Annotated in this window: 16 protein-coding genes and 2 pseudogenes; 12 read left to right on the top strand and 6 right to left on the bottom strand. The window is 66.6% G+C overall.

Going from position 1 to position 19,508, the window contains the following annotated elements:
* The first annotated feature begins 10 nt into the window (after window positions 1-10).
* The 7 genes from BLU77_RS12500 (at window position 11) to BLU77_RS12530 (ending at window position 9,860) form a co-directional block, all read left to right on the top strand.
* A complete protein-coding gene (locus BLU77_RS12500; RefSeq protein ID WP_089773469.1) occupies window positions 11-1,024 on the top strand; it encodes a glycoside hydrolase family protein in 1,014 nt (337 codons plus the stop codon).
* On the top strand, window positions 1,021-3,141 hold the full coding sequence (locus BLU77_RS12505; protein ID WP_139177757.1) for a hypothetical protein: 2,121 nt from the start codon (window positions 1,021-1,023) through the stop codon (window positions 3,139-3,141). Before BLU77_RS12500 ends, BLU77_RS12505 begins: the two co-directional genes overlap by 4 nt.
* Before the next feature lie 254 nt (window positions 3,142-3,395).
* Window positions 3,396-4,334, top strand: coding sequence for a carbohydrate ABC transporter permease (locus BLU77_RS12510; protein WP_089773471.1), 939 nt, complete (start codon window positions 3,396-3,398; stop codon window positions 4,332-4,334).
* An 8-nt stretch (window positions 4,335-4,342) separates the two neighbouring features.
* Entirely contained in the window at window positions 4,343-5,164 is an 822-nt protein-coding gene (locus BLU77_RS12515; RefSeq protein WP_089775722.1) for a carbohydrate ABC transporter permease, read from the top strand.
* A 52-nt stretch (window positions 5,165-5,216) separates the two neighbouring features.
* Window positions 5,217-6,476 carry an ABC transporter substrate-binding protein gene (locus BLU77_RS12520; protein ID WP_089773472.1) on the top strand — a complete coding sequence of 420 codons (1,260 nt, stop codon included), beginning with the start codon at window positions 5,217-5,219 and terminating at the stop codon, window positions 6,474-6,476.
* 197 nt (window positions 6,477-6,673) lie between these two features.
* Window positions 6,674-8,815 carry a family 78 glycoside hydrolase catalytic domain gene (locus BLU77_RS12525; RefSeq protein ID WP_175477083.1) on the top strand — a complete coding sequence of 714 codons (2,142 nt, stop codon included), beginning with the start codon at window positions 6,674-6,676 and terminating at the stop codon, window positions 8,813-8,815.
* Between the two features lie 40 nt (window positions 8,816-8,855).
* Window positions 8,856-9,860, top strand: coding sequence for a glycoside hydrolase family protein (locus BLU77_RS12530; protein ID WP_089773474.1), 1,005 nt, complete (start codon window positions 8,856-8,858; stop codon window positions 9,858-9,860).
* A 23-nt stretch (window positions 9,861-9,883) separates the two neighbouring features.
* On the opposite strand, the pseudogene BLU77_RS12535 reads toward BLU77_RS12530, so the two are convergent.
* From BLU77_RS12535 to BLU77_RS12555, 5 genes and pseudogenes are all read right to left on the bottom strand, one after another.
* A pseudogene (locus tag BLU77_RS12535) lies at window positions 9,884-10,036 on the bottom strand (DJ-1/PfpI family protein); the annotation flags it as partial.
* A 34-nt stretch (window positions 10,037-10,070) separates the two neighbouring features.
* Window positions 10,071-12,017, bottom strand: coding sequence for a rhamnogalacturonan lyase family protein (locus BLU77_RS12540; protein WP_089773475.1), 1,947 nt, complete (start codon window positions 12,015-12,017; stop codon window positions 10,071-10,073).
* A gap of 24 nt (window positions 12,018-12,041) precedes the next feature.
* On the bottom strand, window positions 12,042-12,869 hold the full coding sequence (locus BLU77_RS12545) for a carbohydrate ABC transporter permease (RefSeq protein ID WP_175477084.1): 828 nt from the start codon (window positions 12,867-12,869) through the stop codon (window positions 12,042-12,044).
* A 37-nt stretch (window positions 12,870-12,906) separates the two neighbouring features.
* The gene (locus tag BLU77_RS12550) at window positions 12,907-13,794 is read right to left on the bottom strand and encodes a carbohydrate ABC transporter permease (RefSeq protein WP_089773477.1); all 888 of its coding nucleotides are present in this window, start codon (window positions 13,792-13,794) and stop codon (window positions 12,907-12,909) included.
* Between the two features lie 9 nt (window positions 13,795-13,803).
* On the bottom strand, window positions 13,804-15,078 hold the full coding sequence (locus tag BLU77_RS12555) for an ABC transporter substrate-binding protein (protein ID WP_175477085.1): 1,275 nt from the start codon (window positions 15,076-15,078) through the stop codon (window positions 13,804-13,806).
* A gap of 251 nt (window positions 15,079-15,329) precedes the next feature.
* On the opposite strand from BLU77_RS12555, the gene BLU77_RS12560 reads away from it, so the two are divergent.
* The 5 genes and pseudogenes from BLU77_RS12560 to BLU77_RS12580 all read left to right on the top strand — a co-directional run bounded on the left by BLU77_RS12560 (window position 15,330) and on the right by BLU77_RS12580 (window position 18,072).
* Complete coding sequence (locus tag BLU77_RS12560; protein ID WP_089773479.1) at window positions 15,330-16,355, top strand: LacI family DNA-binding transcriptional regulator; 1,026 nt, start codon at window positions 15,330-15,332, stop codon at window positions 16,353-16,355.
* Entirely contained in the window at window positions 16,352-16,513 is a 162-nt protein-coding gene (locus BLU77_RS23220; RefSeq protein ID WP_089775724.1) for a LuxR C-terminal-related transcriptional regulator, read from the top strand. The genes BLU77_RS12560 and BLU77_RS23220 overlap by 4 nt, the downstream gene beginning before the upstream one ends.
* Window positions 16,514-16,680: 167 nt before the next feature.
* Window positions 16,681-17,315, top strand: a pseudogene (locus BLU77_RS12570) (recombinase family protein).
* Between the two features lie 95 nt (window positions 17,316-17,410).
* Window positions 17,411-17,713: a type II toxin-antitoxin system ParD family antitoxin gene (locus tag BLU77_RS12575; RefSeq protein ID WP_217632445.1), complete on the top strand. Its 303-nt coding sequence runs from the start codon at window positions 17,411-17,413 to the stop codon at window positions 17,711-17,713.
* A gap of 2 nt (window positions 17,714-17,715) precedes the next feature.
* Window positions 17,716-18,072, top strand: coding sequence for a type II toxin-antitoxin system RelE/ParE family toxin (locus BLU77_RS12580; RefSeq protein ID WP_217632446.1), 357 nt, complete (start codon window positions 17,716-17,718; stop codon window positions 18,070-18,072).
* A 40-nt stretch (window positions 18,073-18,112) separates the two neighbouring features.
* Here the strand turns inward: BLU77_RS12580 and BLU77_RS12585 are convergent, their stop codons facing one another.
* A complete protein-coding gene (locus BLU77_RS12585) occupies window positions 18,113-19,069 on the bottom strand; it encodes an HNH endonuclease signature motif containing protein (RefSeq protein WP_175477086.1) in 957 nt (318 codons plus the stop codon).
* Between the last annotated feature and the right edge of the window lie 439 nt (window positions 19,070-19,508).

Consider the following 19,508-nt stretch of genomic DNA (forward strand, 5'->3'; position numbering starts at 1 on the left):
CTTCCGCTTCATGTCACTGACTCTCGACGGCGTCCCTCCCCTCTCCCCCTGCCATCGCAGCCCGGAGCTGCTGTTGGCACCCACCTTCCAGGCCGGCGACTGGCGCAGCCTGGGTGTCGACTGCCCCTTCGTCTTCCGCTCCGGCGGGCGGCTCGGCATGACCATGGTCGGCTGGGACGGGGAGGGCTATCAGTCCGGCCTTTCCTGGTTCGACGGCGAGCGCTGGTCCGAGCCGGAAGTGATCCTGCGCCGCGAGCCCACCTCGGCCTATCGCCGCCACAACACGGCGCTGACCTCCCTCGCCCGCGACACCGAGCTACTTGGACAAGGTGAGCTGATCCGGATCGACGGCTGGTACTACGGCACCTACCACGCCTACCCGGACGCCGGCTACGAGGCCGGGTCGGCGCTGATCGGGTTCGTCCGGTCGCGGGACCTGGTGACGTGGGAGGAGACGGGTGGCTTCCTGCGGCCGGAGGAGGGCGGCACATGGGAGCGCGGCGGCCTGTACAAGTCGTGGTTGATGCGCTACGAGGGCCGCTGGTGGTTGTTCTACAACGCCAAGGACAGGGCTGAGGGGTCGTGGATCGAGCAGACCGGCGCCGCCGTCTCCGACGATCTGCTCACCTGGGAACGGGTCAGTGACGAGCCGCTCCTGCCAGTGGGCCCGCCCGGGTCCTACGACGAGCGGTTCGCCTCCGACCCGTGTGTGCTGCGGGCCCCGGACGGCACGTGGGTGATGTTCTACTTCGGGCTCTCACCACAGCGCGGTGCGGTCGACCTGGTGGCCACCTCGCCGGACCTGCTGACGTGGACCCGAGATCCGGAGCCACTGCTGGCACCGGGACCGGCCGGCTCCGTGGACGACTGGCACGCGCACAAGCCCTCGGTCATTCGGGACGGCGACCGGCTGCTGCACGTCTACTGCGCCGTGCGCCGGCTGACCGAGCCGGTCGCGGTGGGTGACCACACGATCGGTGAGCATCGTGGGATCGGCCTGGCGTGGTCGGAGGTGACCCGATGACCGCGGGGACCACCCCGGATCACACCCGGGCTACGCCGTCGGGACTCATCGACCGCGAGGCCGTGGTGCGCCGGCACAACGTGCGCTACGCCGGCCCGTGCCCAGAATCCCCGCTCTCCGTGGGCAACGGGGAGTTCGCCGTCACGGTGGACCACACGGGCCTGCAGACATTCGCCGACCGGTACGAGCGCAATGCCGCCCGTACCTGCGGAGAAGCGGCGACCCCGTTGGGGATGCAGGCGCAGTGGGGGTTCCACTGGTTCCCCAACCCCCACGGCTACCGTCTCGAGGACACGATGGAGGCCCTCGAGAGCCCGCGGGGCCCGGTGCGCTACCCGAGCGGGTACGACTTCCGGGAGTCGCGGGAAGAGTCGGAGGGCTCCGGGCGCGGGGCCGGGTACTACTACTGGACGAACCCGCAGCGGTTGCACCTGGCCCAGGTGGGGCTCCTGCTGGACGGGCGGGTACCGGAGTGGGAGCAGGTCGAGGGCGTCAGCCAGGAGCTGGACCTGTGGTCCGGTGTCATCAGGAGCCGGCTGCGGATCGCCGGGCACGAGGTGACCGTCCGGACGGCGGTCCACCCGGAACGGGACTGCCTCGCCTTCGAGATCGACCTGGCGGCGGAGCTGGCTGAACGTCTCGCGGTACGGGTGGCGTTCCCCTACGTGGAGGAGAGCTTCGAGGCACCGCCGGTGTGGGACCGGCCGGAGGCGCACCGCACCGTCTACCGGGCCGACGGTGGGGCGCACGTGTGGGAGCGCACGGTGGACGAGGCGCGGTACCAGGTACGTGGTGCCGGTTCGTTCTCGGTGAGCGGCAGCGAGCACGAGTGGGTGCTGACGCCGACCGAACCCGTGCTGCGCGGCGCGATCGAGGTCGCCCAGGCGCTGCCCAGTGACCCCATCTCCGCCCCCGGCGAGGTACTGGTGCACTCAGCGCGCGGGTGGGAGGACTTCTGGCGCCACGGTGCGGCCATGGACCTGGGCGCCAGCACCGCCGAAGGGGCGCATGAACTGGAGCGCCGGATCGTGCTCTCGCAGTACCAGACGCGGGTGCACAGCTCGGGGAGCACCCCGCCACAGGAGACGGGTCTGGTGTGCAACAGCTGGGGCGGCACGTTCCACCTGGAGATGCACTGGTGGCATGCCGCGCACTTCCCCGCGTGGGGCCGGCCGGAGCTGCTCGAGCGCAGCCTGGGGTGGTACGAGTCCATCCTGCCGGTGGCGCGCGCAGGAGCAGCAGCCCAGGGCTTCGCGGGGGCCCGCTGGCCCAAGCATGTGGGGCCGGAGGGGATCGAGAGCCCGAACGAGATCGGGCCGCTGCTGATCTGGCAGCAGCCGCACGTGATCAGTTACGCCGAGCTGCTGCGCACCGGTGCGGCGGACGAGGCGAGGGTGCGAGACCGGTATCGCATGCTGGTGGACGAGACGGCGGAGTTCCTGGCCTCGTTCGCACTGCTCGACGGGGATGCCTACCACCTGCCACCGCCACTGATGCCCGCGCAGGAGGTGTACGGCGCTGCGGAGACGTGGGACCCGTTGTTCGAGGTGGCCTATGTGCGCTGGGCACTGCTGACCGCATTGGCCTGGCGGCGCGCGGACGGCCGGGAGGAGCCGGAGCTGTGGCGGCAGGTGGCTGACGGGCTGCGGCCGGTGGTCAGCGAGGACGGGCACTACGACGCCGTGCAGCGCCCGCCGCGGACGGTCTACACCGACCATCCGGCGATGCTCGGGGCTCTCGGGGTGGTGCCCGACACCGGCGCGATCGACCACGAGGCGATGCTGCGCACCCTGGAGCGTGCGTGCGCGCAGTGGAACTGGCGCAGCGCCTGGGGCTGGGACTTCCCGATGATCGCCATGTGTGCCACCCGGCTCGGGCGGGCAGACGTTGCGCTGTCGGCGCTGCTGCGCCCGGAGGACAAGAACACCCACCTACCGAACGGGCACAACCGGCAGGTGCCGCACCGGATGCCGCTGTACCTGCCCGGCAACGGGGGGCTGCTGATGGCCACGGCCCTCCTGTTCGGGGGGTGGGTGGACCCCGACGGCGTTCCTCGCCGGGTCGAGCTGCCGGAGGGGTGGTCAGTGGTTGCCGAGGGGTTTCCGCCGCGACCATGACGCCTCACCCGCGACCCAGAACCGGACCGCTCACGCCGACTGGACGTCGGCAGTGCGGACGAAGGCCCTGCACAAGACGACGGCGGGATTGCCGCGTACGACCGCGATGCAAGGAGGTGAGCCCCGTATAGCGGGGATTTCGAGCTCGGAATCGAGCGATCGAAACGTCCTGCTCGCCCCCTGATTACCCCGACCCGAATAGACATGGCTGTCACACAGAAACCAGCAATGCAGCTGTGCGGCGTGGAGAAGACATGACCACTACCACTGTCGACGACGAACCGACGACAGACACACCATCACCACCACCTGCCCCTCGGAGGCGGCGAAGAACTGGAATCAGGCCACCGGTCTGGTTCCTCATTCCAGCCATCCTGGTGTACACCGCGATCGTCGTGATTCCGAATATTCGGGGGTACTACTACTCGTTCACCGACTGGAACGGATTCACTCCCGACGTCCAGTTCGTGGGCTTCGGGAACTACACGAGGATATTCGACGATCCGGGGACGCTGCAGGCGTTCTCGAACACCTTCGTCCTCACGCTGATCGGTGTGATCGGCCAGAACGTACTCGGGTTGCTGCTGGCGCTCGGGTGCAACACCAAGCTGAAGAGTCGATTCGCGCTGCGGCTGGTCTTCTTCCTCCCCGTCGTGCTGACGCCGCTCGTGACCGCCTACCTGTGGGCCTACCTGATGAACCCGGAAGGGACGATCAACGACCTGCTCAGCAGCCTCGGCCTCGAGGGATGGCGGCAGGACTGGCTGGGGGATCCTGGGCTCGCGCTGTGGTCGGTCGCCATCGCCATGGTCTGGCAGGGCGTCGGGCTGACGATGGTCATCTATCTCGCCGGACTGCAGGGCGTGCCGCAGGAGCTCATCGAGGCATCGGCGATCGACGGCGCCGGCCCCGGGCGGCGCCTGCTCATGATCATCCTGCCCATGATCAACGCGAGTGTGGTGATCAACATCTTCCTGACGGTCACCTCGGGTCTGAAGACCTTCGACCTCGTCTTCGCGATGACGCACGGCGGACCGGCGGGATCGACCGAGACCCTCCCCCTGATCATCTATCAGAGCGCGTTCGTCGATCTGGACTTCCCGACGTCCGTGGCCCAAGGCGTGGTGCTGACGATCATCGTGAGCATCGTCGCGATCGCTCAGGTCCGGCTGACCACGCGCAAGGAGGCCTGACGACCATGATGAACCGCTACACGTGGCGCACGTTCCTCCTCGAGCTCGGCATGATCGCCGCTGCCCTGCTGTTCACGACCCCGTTCGTCGTCCTGGTGGGTGTGGCTCTGCGCAACCCGGACGGCCAACGCGGCCCGCTCGACCTGACCTGGCCTCCGACCTTCGAGCACCTGGCGACGGCGTGGCAGACCTCTGCGATGGGCAGCGCCCTGGTCAACAGCGCCGCCATCACGCTCGTATCGGTGGCGCTCATCGTGGTCGTGGCCTCGACTGCCGCATATCCGCTCGCCCGCTATGCCCAGCGCTGGTCGCGAGGGGTGTTCTACTTCTTCCTTTCTGGGATGCTGCTCGCAGGTCAAGCGGCCATGCTTCCGCTGTACACCTTTATCCGCGATCTGGGTCTCGTCGGCTCATTGTGGTCCGTGGTCCTTATTCACGTCGGTGGTTCGATGCCGTTCTGCATCTTCCTCTACACCTTCTTCATTCGCGAGTCGCCTCGCGATTACGAAGAGGCCGCGATCATCGACGGGTGTTCGTCGAGCCGTGTTTTCGTGACCGTCGTTTTTCCGCTGGTTCGACCGATCACGGGCACGATCGTCATCCTGCAGGCGCTGGGGACGTGGAACGACTTCTTCACCCCGTTGCTCTACCTCTCGGGCTCGGACAACAAGACGGCACCTTTGACGCTCTACAACTACGTCGGCGAGTACGGCGCAGATTGGTCGCTGGTGTTCTCGGCGCTGCTGCTGTCGATATTCCCGATCCTCATCCTGTACTTCGTCGCCCAGAAGTACATCATCCGGGGCTTCGCCTCAGGACTGAAGGGGTGAACCCGTGGCCGGGCACACCATCGCTACACAACGAACAAAGGAGTTGGAACTGATGAATCGACGTACGGTTGCCGTGGCGGTCAGCATGATCTGCGCGAGCGGCATGCTCCTTGCTGCGTGCTCGACGGAGACGGACGCCAGTGCTGACGGTGGCGACGCCTCCACCTCGCTCCTGGCCCCCAACGGTGTACCGGAGCAACTGGTGGTCGACCTGTTCAACGAGTCCGAGCCGGACATCAGCGTGGACGTTCAAAATGCACCGGGCACGACGTACGCCGAGGTGGTCACCACCCAGCTGGCTGGCGGCACCGCGGCGGACATCATCCGTACCTACCCAGGGAACGGTTCCACCCTCAGCGTGGTGCAGGCGACCAACAACGGTTTCCTCGAACCACTCGACGGCATGGACTTCATCGATGAGCTGAACGAGTCGGAGCTGGGTGTCCTGACCTCGGAAGACGGACAGGTCATGGCGGTCCCGATGACCACCACCGCAATCGGCGGGGTCTACAACACCACCGTCACCGACGAGCTGGGATTGACGATCCCGACCACCTGGAGCGAGGTGCTGACGTTCTGCGAGGAAGCCGTTGCGGCCGGCCGCGTGCCCTACGGCCTCGGGCTGCGGGATGCGTGGACCGGGCAGTTCGTCTCCTACGCCTTGTCGGCGACGCTCCTGCCGCCGGACATCGTCGAGGCCCAGGCGGCCAGCGACCAGCCGTTCTCCGGAACTGCGTGGAGCGAGGTGATCGGCAAGTACGACGAGATGCGCCAGGCGGGCTGCTTCACCGCACAGCCGAACGGCACGTCGGCCGCCAACGTGAACTCGTCGATCGCCGCCGGTGACACGGTGGCCACCATCGGCCTCGCCGACTCGGTCGGTGCCATCCTCGACGAGTCGCCCTCGGGAACGGAGATCACCTTCGCCGTCTTCCCGGCGACGGACGACGCCGACGAGACACGCCTGTCCAACGGCATCGGTGCGGTCTTCTCGCTGAACTCCGCCGCCGAGGACCCGGAGGCGGCCAAGCAGTTCCTCGAGTTCCTTGCCACGCCCGAGGCGCAGAGCCTCTACTCCGCGGAGACGGACCAGTCCCCCGCGATGACTCCGAGCGACGACTACGAGCCGGACCAGCCGACCGAGGTCATCACCGAGTATGTCCAGGCCGACCGCGCCAGCTCGTGGCCGGATCAGACCTGGCCGAACCCGGCGATCCAGCAGGCGCACTTCGAGGAGATCCAGGCGCTGTTCGCCGACCAGTCGACCGTGGACGACGTGCTCGCAGCACTGGACGCGGCCTACGTCAACTGACCGGGAGGACCCGTGCCGCTGCCGATTGCGGCGGCACGGGGCCCTGGCCAGAACCACCGAAGAGAGGAATGACCGAGGTGTCGAGCCCGCACGATCCCCTGCTCAGCCGGGGCCACTGGATCACCCACCCCGCCTGGGCGTCAGACGAGCCACCGCTGTCGCCCCCCACCCTGCGGCGTCGATGGATGGTGCACCGCATGCCGGAGACGGCGGAGCTGCACGTGCTCGGAGCGGGCGTGTGGACGGCGCACCTCGCCGGGCGTCCGATCTCCGAGGATGTGCTGGAGCCCGGCATCTCCGAGTTCCGCACCCGGATCGCCGCGCGACGCTACCCGGTGGCCGACCTCCTCCGGGTGGGTGAGAACGAACTGCTGCTTCAGCTGGGAGAAGGTGCGGCGCACGTCCGGCGATTGCCTGGCCGGTACACGAAGTTCGCAGAGAGGCGCGTGGCGCCGCGCGCCCGCGTGGTGCTCCACATGAGGTTCGACGACGGCACCGAGGAATGGGTGGAGTCGGACGATGCCTGGGAGGCGCGGCTGGGTCCGACCTCCCTGAGCCACTGGTACGGCGGGGAGGCCTACGACGCCCGCACTGCGCCGTCGGGCTGGCCGTCGGTGACGTCCTCGGCGGACTGGGTTCAGGCAGAGGTGGTGGGCGAGGCGAGCACCGGCCCGGAGCCATGGCGACGGTCGGCTCCGCCACAACGAGTGATCGAACGTCTGGAGGTCGTCACGGCGCACCAGGTGGAGTCAGCCACCGTGCTGGACTTCGGGGTGAACATCTCCGGGCGGCAGCACCTGGAAGTCTCGAACCTTCCTGCCGGCACCACCGTGCGGATGTGGCCGTCGGAGCACCTCGATGACCGCGGCTGGATCGACCAGCGCTCGACCGGTGGGCCGGTGTTCGATTCCTACGTCAGCGACGGGAATCCCGGTCGCTGGCATCCGCAGTTCTCGTATCACGGGTTCCGGTACCTAGGGGTGGAGGTCCTCGACCCCGAGGGCCAGGTGGTGCGGGCCGAGCCGGGCACGGTGACCGTGACGGCGGAGGTGATCCACACCGACAACACCCGTGTGGGCCGGCTCGAACTCTCGGACCCGGTGCTCGCCAGGGTGGACGAGCTGGTGACCCGGGCCGCTGCGTCCAATCTCGCGAGCGTTCCCACCGACTGCCCGCACCGGGAGAAGCTGGGGTGGCTGGAGCAGGACTACCTGGTGTTCGACGCGCTCGCGTTCCGCTGGGACATCCGGGCGCACTGGAACGACATCGTGGTGCACATGGTCGACGCACAGACCGATGCCGGGCTGATCCCCAGCATCGCGCCGGAGCTGGTGGTCTTCGACTTCCTCGACCCAGGTTTCCGGGACGACGTCAACTGGGGTGGGGCGATCTGGCACATCCCGGCCGCGCTCTACCGCTGCTACGGCGACCTCACGGCGGCGCAGACCGCCTGGACCGCGGGCGTGCGGTACCTGGAGTATCTGGAAGGCCAGGTCGAGGACGACCTGCTGGACGCCGGCCTCGGTGACTGGATCACGCTGTGCCCCACGACTCCGCGAGCGCTGGTGGCCACGTACGGGCTGGCGCGTTGTTACGAAAGTGCGGCGGCCACCGCCGGGGCCCTGGCGAAGGCATCGGAAGCGGTGCGATTCCGGGAGCGGGCGGATGAGCTCCGGGCGATCCTGCGGGAACGGTTCGGGACGATCGACACCCAGGCCGGGCGAGCGTTGCTTCTCGATCTGGGAGCGGTGAAGGGCGAGAGCGCTGCGGAGATGGCGGCTGCCCTGGCCGCGCAGGTCGCCGCCGCGGACTACCAGATCGAGGTGGGGGAGATCGCGCTTCCCGCTCTGGTCCGGGTGCTCGCACGATTCGATCAGCACGAGGTGCTGTACCGGCTCGTCACCCAGGACTCCGGGCCCGGCTACGGCCAGATGGTGGCAGACGATCTCACAGCACTGGGCGAGCACTGGACCGGCGCTCGTACCAACGGCTCCGTCAACCACTTCATGCTGGGCTACATCTCCAGCTGGTTCATCGAGCATCTCGCCGGCCTGAGCCAGCACGAGGACTCGATCGCCTGGCAGCGGGCCCGGATCGCACCGCAGTTCATCGATGCCTTGGAGAGTGCGACGGCGGATCACGTCAGCGCGAACGGTCGGTACGCCGTCGGGTGGCAGCGGCAGGGTGAGACGGTGCACCTGGAGATCCAGGTGCCACCGGACGGTGGCGCTGACCTGAGTGCGCCGAGCGGGTACGTTCTCGACGACGGTCGCGGGGTGATCGCTCTGGGCCCGGGGACGCACGTGGTCACCATGATCCGGCGGGGGCAGGGTCGGTGACCGCCTCGCATCACATCGCCAGGCCCACGGGAAGTCCCGTATGACGGCGCCGGCCGACTGCATCCGGTCGGTGTATCCGAGCGAGCGCAGTCAGGAGCTGGTGCTGGCTCCGACGTTCCAGCCAGGTGACTGGCGCAGTCTGGGCGTGGACGGGCCGAACCCGTTCCGGCTGAACGGGCGCCTCGGCATGACGCTCGTGGGCTGGGACGGCGAGGGGTACCAGACCGGGCTGTCGTGGCGGGAGGAGGCAGGGTGGTCGGAGCCTCAGCTGGTGTTCGGGCGGGATCTTGGCTCGGTGCACCGGCGGCACAACGCCGCGATCTCCTCGGTCGTGCGGGATCTGGACCTGTACGGCGACGGTGAGCTGATCGCCGTCGACGGCTGGTACCACGCCAGCTATGGCGCATATCCGAAGCCAGGTTACGAAGAGGGCTCCGCCGTGATCGGCTTCGTGCGGACTCGCGACCTGGTGACCTGGGAGGAGATCGGCGGTCTCATGCGCTGCGACGACGGTGCAGCCTGGGAGCGCGGGGGACTGTACAAGTCGTGGCTGATTCGCCATGACGAGCAGTGGTGGCTGTTCTACAACGCCAAGGATCATGAGACCGGCTCCTGGGTCGAGCAGATCGGCCTCGCGGTCTCCGACGACCTGGTCACCTGGCACCGGGTCTCGGACCAGCCGCTGGTGAGCGTGGGGGCAGCCGGTTCATTCGACGAACGTTTCGCCGCGAATCCGTACGTGCTCCGGGCAGAGGACGGGACGTGGCTGATGTTCTACTACGGCCTGGGATTCGGAGGCGGGGCCGTGGACCTGCTCGCGACCTCGCCGGACCTGTACACGTGGACGAAGGTGGATCGGCCGCTGCTCACCCCTGGGCAACGTGGGTCGGTGGACGACCGGCACGCGCACAAGCCAGCCGTGATCGCCGACGGGGATCGGCTGCTGCACTTCTACTGCGCGGTGCGCGGGCTGGAGGAGCCCGTGACGGTTGGTGAGTATGCGGTGGATGAGATGCGTGGGATCGGGATGGCGTGGTCGTGGTGATGTCCACGCCGAATCGTGTGCTCTCAGATAGGTGGTGCCGGGTCGTACTGGATTCCCCGCCGGACTTCTCGCGCCCGGTCGGTTCCGGCCAGCCTGTCCACCAGGTGGAGCGCCATGTCGATTCCAGCGGAGATGCCCGCCGAGGTGATGATGTCGCCGTCGTCGACGAACCGTTCCTGGGGCCGCACCTCGACGGCGCGCACGTCCGCGCTACCGCCGCCCAGCTTCCTGGGGAGGCAATGACACCTGGGTGCGATAGTTGGACTCGTTGAACCACGGGTTCCGCACGGGATAGTTACCCGGATCGCGGCCCGGCACGTCAGCCTTGTAGATCCAGATCTCCTCCTCATCCCAGGTGAGGACCTCGTCGATGCCATCACCGTCAAGGTCGTAGACCGCAGCGCAAAGCACGGGATGTCCGTCGTCAGGGAACATCACCTGTCGCATCCCGTGCCCATCGATCAGGCCACCCTGACGGGGGTGCGTCGACAGCATCGCCAGGTCGGCAGGCCTTCCGGAGCCGTCGATCGGCACCCAGTTCACCAGTTGCAGCAACGACGCGTATGGCATCGGCTCGAAGTCCAGCAGCAGATCACCGGATTCACTGAACACGGCATTCACACCCACACGGCCCCAGAAAGTGTTGCACATGTACTCCAGCCCCGGGCGCTCAGGGATCAGGTTGGCGATGCACATGCTCTGGGCGTGCCCGATCGGAAACCGCGACACCTCGGTCCCGTGCTTGTCGAGCGTGATCAGGCCGGCGTCGCTACCCGCGATGATCGACCGTTGCACCAGTTCGCCGGTGCCATCGTCAAGGTTCATCACCAGCACGTTGTCGGCGTGATCCTCGTACGGCGTGTGCCACAGGACCGTTCCGTCGTCGTCGAGCAGTGCGTGACCGATCATCACTTCGTCACGGCCATCGGCGTCGATGTCCTTCGGATACGGATAGTGACCGGTCTTGCCGGCCCAGCTCCACAGCAGGTGGAGATCCTTGTCGTACGCCCAGATGTTCTTGTAGCGGTCCTTCAGCAGCAGGCAGTCGGGATAGCCGGAGCCGGTGAGGTCAGCGAACGCGAGGCTGTCTCCGAGCATCCGGTACATCTCGCCGTCGTCAGCGCCCGGATTCTCCGGCAGCGGCATCCGCCGCTGCACTTCCCCCGTTCGACCGTCGAGGACGAGCAGTTCCCAGTCCCGGCACAGCACAACTTCGGCAATGCCGTCACGATCCCAGTCGTGCAGTTGGAAACACAGGTCCGATGTCGTGGCGAAACTATTCTCGCTGGGCGTCCCCCAGGTCCACAGGAGCTCGCCCTCGAGCGAGAAGGCAGCGAGAGAACTGATCGTGGAGAAGTTGTCACTACCCATCCGGTCGGTCCGGCGCGCCACCACGAGCTCCGGCACCCCGTCGCCGTTGATGTCCCCGACGCGCAGGTTCCGGTCGGTCCCCCATACCCCGGTATTCAGCCGCTTCCACACGTACGGCCGCACAACGGGCTGCTGCGTGACTGACCCCGCCGCAACCTCCCGTCGCTCGCCCTCCACGATCACGTCGCTGAACCGGCAGGGGTGGTCCGAGATCAGCACCACGCCGCCACCCCCTCCCGAGCCAAGGTCACCGACCACCGAGACGTTGCCGTCGTAAGTCACGGTGGCACGGTCTCCGTCCACCACCACCTCGAGCAGTACCGCGCGATCTGGGTCGACGGCGACCGTTGCCTCGGCGATGACCTCCTCCTGCGCGTAGCGGTACCGGACCAGTTGCAGGGTCGACCCGGAAAGTAGGGCCGCGTAGTAGTCGGAGGCGTGCCGGTATCGGAAGCCCAGGCCGCGCCGACCGCCGAGGGTCAGTGGGCGAAGTCCGAGACTCGCCCGCTGGACCGCCCAGGTCTCGTCACCAGTGGCCAGCATCGGCGGGTGGTCAACATGCGTGATCGTCTGCTCCACACTGCGTGTGCCGTCGTTCTCCTCGACAACCTGCCAGTTGCCGCGGCTGGTGGCGACGCGCCGATAGCTGTGGTGGATCGACACCTCGCGCCAGCACCCGCTGTCGGCAAGGTGGGGGACCACATGGTATTCGCCCGACGGCGTGTAGTCACCGGCGATCACGGCCACCGGGGTAGTGGCGAAGTCGTCTCGAAGCAAGGTCTGCATCGGGTGCCTTTCGGTTGTTGGGCCTCAGCCCTTGGTGGCGCCGGCGGTGAGACCGGCAACGAACTGGCGGGTGAAGAGGAGATAGACAATGACCACGGGTAGTGCGGCGACGGTAAGGCCGGCGAACAGGGCCGGTATGTCGGTGCCGTACTCGCCCACGGCCTGGAAGACCGCGACGTTGAGCGTCTGGAGTTCGTTGCGTTGCATGATGAGAATCACGAGCAGGATCTCGTTCCAGACCGACAGCACCTGGAAGATTCCAACCGTGGCCAGCCCCGGCGCACCCAGCGGAAGGTAGATGCTGGCGAAGGTGCGCCAGCGACCGGCTCCGTCGATCGATGCGGCGTCGGCGATCTCGCGCGGCACCGCACGGAAGAACCCGTAGGTGAGGAAGACCGAGATCGACATGGCTCCAGCGACGAACGTGAGGATGAGGCCGAGGTAGCTGTTGATGAGGTGTGTGGTCCGCAGCATCACGTACAACGGCGCGATGATCGCCGTCACCGGAATCATCTGACCGATCACGAAGTACATCAGCGTGCGGCTGCGTGTTCTCGGCCGGGCGATCACCAGGCCATAGGCAGCCATCGCGCCGAGAAGAAGAATCAGGCTCACAGACGGCACCGTGACCAAGATCGAGTTCAGGAAGTAGCGACTGAAGCCCCGCTCGGTGAACAACGTGATGTAGGTGCCCCACTGTGGCTCTCGAGGCCACAGCCACGGGTTGGTCACGTACTCCGGTGGAGCCTTCAGCGAAGTGAAGACCATCCACATCAGTGGGATCACTGTGGCCAGCGAGACGACTGTCATGACGCCATAGATCACGGTGGACCCGGCGGCACGGCGGATCACGGCCGCAGTCGAACGGCGGCGTCGAAGCGTGGGAGTCCTAGTCATCGATCACTCGCGATCGACCGAGGAAACGCCAGTACAGGAGCATGACGGCGGCAGTGCATATCAGGAGCGCGACGGACAGCGCTGCGCTGTACCCGAGCTGGAAGTCATTCATCCCGGCCCGGAACACCAACGTGGCCAGTAGCGAGCTGGCGGTGCCGGGCCCACCCTGCGTCATCACCCAGACCGGGTCAAACACCTTGAACGTGCCGATCAACCCGATGATGATGACGATCGCCGTGATCGGCCGCAGCAACGGCAGGATGATCGACCACAGCACCCTGGCTGATCCAGCGCCGTCAATGCGTGCCGCCTCGGTGAGTTCCGCCGGGATGCCCTGGAGCCCGGCCAGGAAGATCACCATGGCGAAGCCGAAACCCTTCCATATCGCCGCCACGATGACGCTGGGAAAGACCGTGGCGGGGTCGCCAAGCCAGTTCTCCGTCAGCTGCGGCTGGCCGATCGCCGTCAGGAAGCCATTCAGCAGCCCGTAGGTGGGTGCGGGGTTGTATACCCGCGACCACAACATCCCGGCAACCGCCCAGGAGAGGATGTACGGGATGAAAAGGGTGGTGCGGAAGAGCGCTGAGAATCGCTGCCGGCTGTTGACCAGGAGCGCCAGGCCGAGCCCGACGAGAGTGGCCACGACCACCTCACCGAAGAACCAGAAGGCGTTGTTGCGCAGCGAGTGCCAGAAAACATCGTCCTGCAGCATCACCGTGTAGTTGCGACTGCCGACGAACTCGGCAGGGCGCAGCCCGTCGTAGGAGAACAGGCTCAGCCCGATCGTGCCCAGGAATGGCGCAGTGTGCAGCAACGTGTAGACAAGGAGCGCCGGCAGCAGAAACACCACGGGCGCCCACGAACGTCGACGAGAGCGCATCAAAGAGGCCTAACCCTGGAACACGGCCTGGACGGTGGTCTCAATCGCCTCCTCCGGTGACTTCGCCTTCGAGACGACCTCCTGGACGGCGCGGCCCCAAGCCTCTGCCTCAGCAGACGGGACGTAGTTGTTGTAGAACAGCCCCTCCTCCTCGACGAGAGTGAGCCGCTCAGCGGCAAAGCCGGCGAGTGAGTCGGGGTCGATCCGCTCGTTGGCGCTCTGCAGGCTGGAGACGAGTTCCGATTCCTCGACCTGAACGCCGAGCTGCTCCGGCTTGACCCACCAGCTCAGAAGGTCCATCGCAGCTTCCTCGTCAGGGGTGTCGGCGGTGACGCAGTACATCTGGCCGGCACCACCCCAGTACGTCACCACAGGGTCGTCCACGAGCATCACCGGTTCCTCGAACACCGAGACCGTCGGGTCCAGCGCCACCAGCGTGCCGATGTCATAGCTGGCCGAGGGCTTCATCACCGCCTGCCCACTCACGAACATCGCCTGAGCGTCTGCCGCGGCCATGCCTGTGTCGGTGGTGTCGAGGATCCCGTCGTCGACCATGCGTTGGTACAGCGTGAGCACATCGACGAATCTCTGACCGGTGTAGTCCTTCGCGGCCGATGCCTCGAGCATCGCGGTGAGCCCGACGATGGCCGGGATGATGACCTGCAACGAGTTCGACGCCGGACTGAGCTCTTTCAGGCCCAGAAGGATCGGGTAGCGGTCTTTGGCCCTGGCTTTCTCGGAGACGACAACCAGTTCCTCGTATGTAGTCGGCGGCTCGACGCCAAGGTCGTCAAATCCCTGCGGGCTGTAGAACCACATGCCGAACCTCAGCGCATCGGCGATGCCGTAGAGAGTGCCGTCGATGGTGGCGGCGTCGATAGCTGCGGGGTAGATATCGTCCTCGATGCCAGCAGCCTCGAGCGCTGGTCGGACGTCGGCCAGCAGCCCAGCCTGGGCGAAGTCGCGCATGTTGTACTGCGTGATTCCAAGGAACTCCGGGCGGTCGTCGCTGAGCATGGCGGTGCGCAGGACCGTGTTGAAGTTCTGGGGCGCCAGGTTGAGGTTGACTCCGACGCCGGACTCGTCTTCGTAGGCGGCGGCGAGCTCGTCGAAGGCAGACCCGCGACCGGCGGCCTCGTAGTAGCTCCAGAAGTCGAGCGTCGAGCTGGCGCCTTCGCTTGCACTCTGGTCGCCGGTCGTCTGGCAGCCGGACAAGGCCGTGGAACCAAACGCACCAGCGGCGGCCATCGACAGCAGCGAGCGGCGTGAGAGTTGAGTGTTCATCCCGATCTTTGCTCCTTCGTTGGAGGACGCGTCGGCAGCATCCGAGCGATTGCGCAATCGTTTGCTGCGCAATCGATTGCGCCTAGAGTGCTCCCTGAGTCCGCCCGCACGCCAGCCCGCGGACATCTTCGTAACCAAATCGTTACCAAGCGCGTCGGCGAGAATGGCAAGGGACTGTCCGGGCCGGTGAACAGTCGGCAAAGATGGGTCTCCGGGCGCCCTAGCCTGGAGACGCGGAGAGGAGGGCGACGATGCCGACGCTGAGCGAGGTAGCCGCCCACGCGGGCGTTTCGGTCTCAGTCGCGTCACGCGCCCTGACGGGCGACCCACGCGCTCGGGTCAGCCCGGCCACCCGCGAACGTGTGCGACATGCCGCTTCAGAACTGGGATACCGACCGAACTTCGCCGGCCGGGCACTGCGCCTGGCGCGCACAGAGGTTCTGGCACTGGTGGTGCCGGGAATCACCAACTCGCTGGTGTACGAGTTGATTCGGGGTGTCGAAGACGAAGCCGCTAGCGCTGGATACACAGTGCTGCTCGGCCGCGCAGAGGATATCCAGCCGGGGAACCCGATGGTCGACCGGCTCCTCGGCGAGGGCCGGGTCGACGGCATGATCCTGCAGCCGGTGGGGGATATGCCTACCAGCGACTTCGAGCATGTCTTCAGGTTTGCCGCCCCGATCGTCACGATCCATCGCGAGGTCGAAGGCGCTAGCTCGGTCGCTGTGCCGGATCTCGCGGGAACCGCGATGGCGACGCGCTACTTGGCCCAGCGCGGACATCACCGCATCGGACTGATCGGCGGCCCTCCGGCCTCCCAGACGGCAGCTCGCCGGGAGGCTGGCTTCCGCTCGGGGATGGCCGCCTCGGGCCTGGAGATTTCCGAGGAGTGGGTGCTCAGTGAGGGGTTCATCGACGAGGACGGCGTCCGTGGCCTTCGGCGGATGATGGCGCTGGCCGAGACCCCGACGGCGGTCGTGGCAGCCAATGTCCACGCAGCCGTCGGCGTGCTGGCGGAGTCACGCCGGCTCGGCCTGTCAGTTCCCGGCGACCTCTCGGTCATGTCGGTTCACGACTCCTGGTCAGCCGAGCACACCTGGCCACCGCTGAGCAGCGTGAAACTGCCTCTGTACGAGTTGGGCAGGGAAGCCGTCGTCTCTCTGCTCGCTGAGGTGGGCGGTCGAGACGCTGGGGATCGGAAGGTGGTCCAAGCGCCGCCGCCGATGCTGATCGAGCGCGAGTCCGTCGGGCCACCGTCGCGCCATTCTGAGGTCTGACATGTAGTGGATCCGCCTCGCCCCGGCTCACCTCGGCCAGCGAGCGCACGGTCCACCGCCACGTCGCCAAGATCTTCACCAAGCTCGACGTCGACTCACGAACAATGGCGGTCACGTATGCGATCAAGCACCGCCTCATCGAGGTGGGCATGCTCTGACGGTCGGCGACCGCGGCAACAGGCGACAGGCTATTGGCCGTCCCGAATGGGAATCGGCTTCTGGGTCGTCGCTGGCGTTGCGGCAGCTGCGATCGGGGTGCCTGCTGTTGGGGTCGGGCGTTGCCCGATGTCCGAGTCGGCTGCGTCCCGCGGTTGGGCCGGACCCAATCCTCTGGAGGTGCGCGAAGAGCGCACTACTTGTCGGGTACGCCCGCTGTTCCACCGATGAACAAGACCTGACCGCTCAACGCGGCGCCTTACGCGCCATGGGTGTTGAGCCCGAGCGAATCTACGTTGACCACGGCCTGACCGGCACCAACCGCGAGCGCCCCGGGCTCCGCGAAGCGCTCGCCGCATGCCGGGCCGGCGACACCATGGTGGTGACAAAGCTTGATCGGCTGGCGAGGTCATTGCCGGATGCACGAGCAATCGCGGACGAACTGACCACCCGGCAGATCAGCCTCTCCCTGGGCGGATCGGTCTACGACCCCAACGATGCCGTCGGCCGGCTGCTGTTCAACCGTGTTGGCGATGGTGGCGGAGTTCGAGTCGGACCTGATTCGGCTACGCACCCGCGAGGGCATGAAGGTCGCCAAGGCCAAGGGCCGGCTACGGGGCAAGCAGCCCAAACTCAACCATCGCCAGGAAGCCCACCTGGTTTCACTGGTGCACAGCGGCGAGTACAGTACCCTCGAAGTCGCCGAACTCTTCAAACGTCGGCCGGTCGACGGTCTATCGTGCGATCGAGCGCCAGCGTGTCGAGGCCCGAGCCGGTCTCGCGGAGGGGGCATCGAGGCGTTGACCGAGGTCTTGGCTACCCGCGGGTGAGTCTCATCGATTCCTCGAGGTTCGGCTGGCGCGGTACATGGCAACCATCTGCGATGGCATATACTGCCAATGGAGGTGGTTGGCATGGCGACGAGGAATGTTGTTCTCGGTCAGCACCAGCACGAACTCGTGGAATCGCTGGTCCAGTCCGGCCGATATCAGAATGCCAGCGAGGTGCTCCGCGAAGGTCTTCGACTCCTGGAGCGCGAGCAAGCCGAAGAGACGGCGAAGCTTGCCGTCCTGCACGAAGCCGCCGAGCGCGGCTGGCTGGATCTTGCCTCGGGGCGTTTCGACGACGTCGATGGCGAGTCGCTCGACGACTTCATCGGGCAGCTTGGCCGCCGGGCGGCGCAGGCTCCGTCAGCGGGCTGATGGTGGCGTATCGCCTGACTCATGCCGCTCAGGCCGACATCGTTTCGATTCTCGCTTGGTCGCACGAGAAGTTCGGTGAGGAAGCACGCAGGCGGTACGAGGCGCTGATCGCTGCAGCCATTCGAGACGCGGCCACGCACGGTGAGGAGGTGGGGCGGGTGCTCCGCCCCGAGCTGGGCGAGGGAGTGTTCTCCTGGCATCTGGCGCACAGCCGCACCCGCTCGCCCGGCGGACAAGTCCACCGTCCGCGGCATTTCCTGATCTGCCGACGCGACGGTGATGTCTTGGTCGTCGGTCGGGTCCTTCATGACGCCATGGAACTACGACGCCATCTCGACGCCCAGCAGCCCTGGGAGTAGTCGTCGCACGCCCGTCCTCGTCCGGCGAGAACTCGTGGCCTCACACCACCGTCGGACTCGTGGCCCTGTGCTCGTCCCAGTGTTTCGCGAGCCAGTCGACCTGCCCGTCCTCAAGCCTGGTCGTGAGGCGCCCGTCGTGCAGCCGTGCGTACTGCGGGTAGGCCGCAAGGTCGGGAGAGACATCGACGCGTAAGCGGTATGGATCTACCGCTAGGAGACCGTCGTCGAAGAGTCGGTGGATGTCGCGACGTAGCATCAAGCCACCGTGCGGCGCGTGGGTACCGAGTTGTGCGTAGCTGTAGAGATGGCCCGCTTCGAGCACTCGAGCTGGTGCGCTTCCCGTGAATGCGCAAACCTTGCCCTGGCGTGCGAGGAGGTCTTCACGGAAACGCTGCTGCCCTCGGCGAACGCGCACGATCGTGCGTCTGAACCCGCCCGGTGTGCCAACGACGTCGAGAGGTTCAGCTGGCCAGATGAGATCGGGCATCCGGGCGCCTACCCGGGCAACGGCACGCCCGGCGTGACGATCGAGCAACACTTCGCGAAAAGCGGACCAGTTCAACGGGCGCATCGCGTTGATGTCGCCGGCCTTCAGGGCCAGTGAGCGGAGGTCCTCATCGTTGAGGAGGCCCTCGAGCGGAGTCCACGCTGCGTCATAGCGCGCCTGGTAGGTGACCACCTCCACGACCTCCACACGCGCTGTGGCGAACTCTTCCCGGCACTTCATGCACCGGAAGCGAGGCTCTACCCGCTTGCGTTCGTTGATCCTGGTCGTGCCGCAGGCGGGGCACCGATTGAGCACCTTCTGCCCCGGCGCAGTCGCGATCTCCTCAATCACCGATACCCCGAGGAGGCGCTCCTTGTCCCAGAGCGCGATCGGATCGCCGACTTCGATCTTCCGGTGATTCGGGACATTGCTGTCCCACGAGTAATAGGCGTCGATCTGATCGTCGTAGCCGACGTTGCCGCCATGACCTCTGTTGTCCCCCGCAGCCATGAGCAACCATGCCCGCGGCGCTCCTTGACCCTCCATCTGTGCAGCTTGTCACACGGCAGACCCATAGGTAGCGAGGTACAGATCGATGCGCTCAGGCGGCGTCGTCCGCGTACGGCAGCGAGCCCCGCCTCGCATGCTGCGATGATCGAGCCCTCACGTTGCGGAGTTGGGACCTCGGCTCTGATGCCCATCGACCACGCCAGTCACGCGATTCCCGACCACGCCATCCCCCCCTCATCTCATCCACCGTGTGCTCACCAACCGTCACAGGCTCCTCAAGCCCGCGCACCGCGCAGTAGAAGTGCAGTAGCCGATCCCTTTACGACACGGCTCGATGGCGTGTGAAGCGACCGTCTTGCACGCGGCTCGTCAGGGTTAAGCCACTCCGACGCCTCCTTTGAGGAAGTCAGCGTGCCAGCCGCGATCAAGCGAGACCAGC

This window comes from Ruania alba, from assembly GCF_900105765.1.
Classification (GTDB): domain Bacteria; phylum Actinomycetota; class Actinomycetes; order Actinomycetales; family Beutenbergiaceae; genus Ruania; species Ruania alba.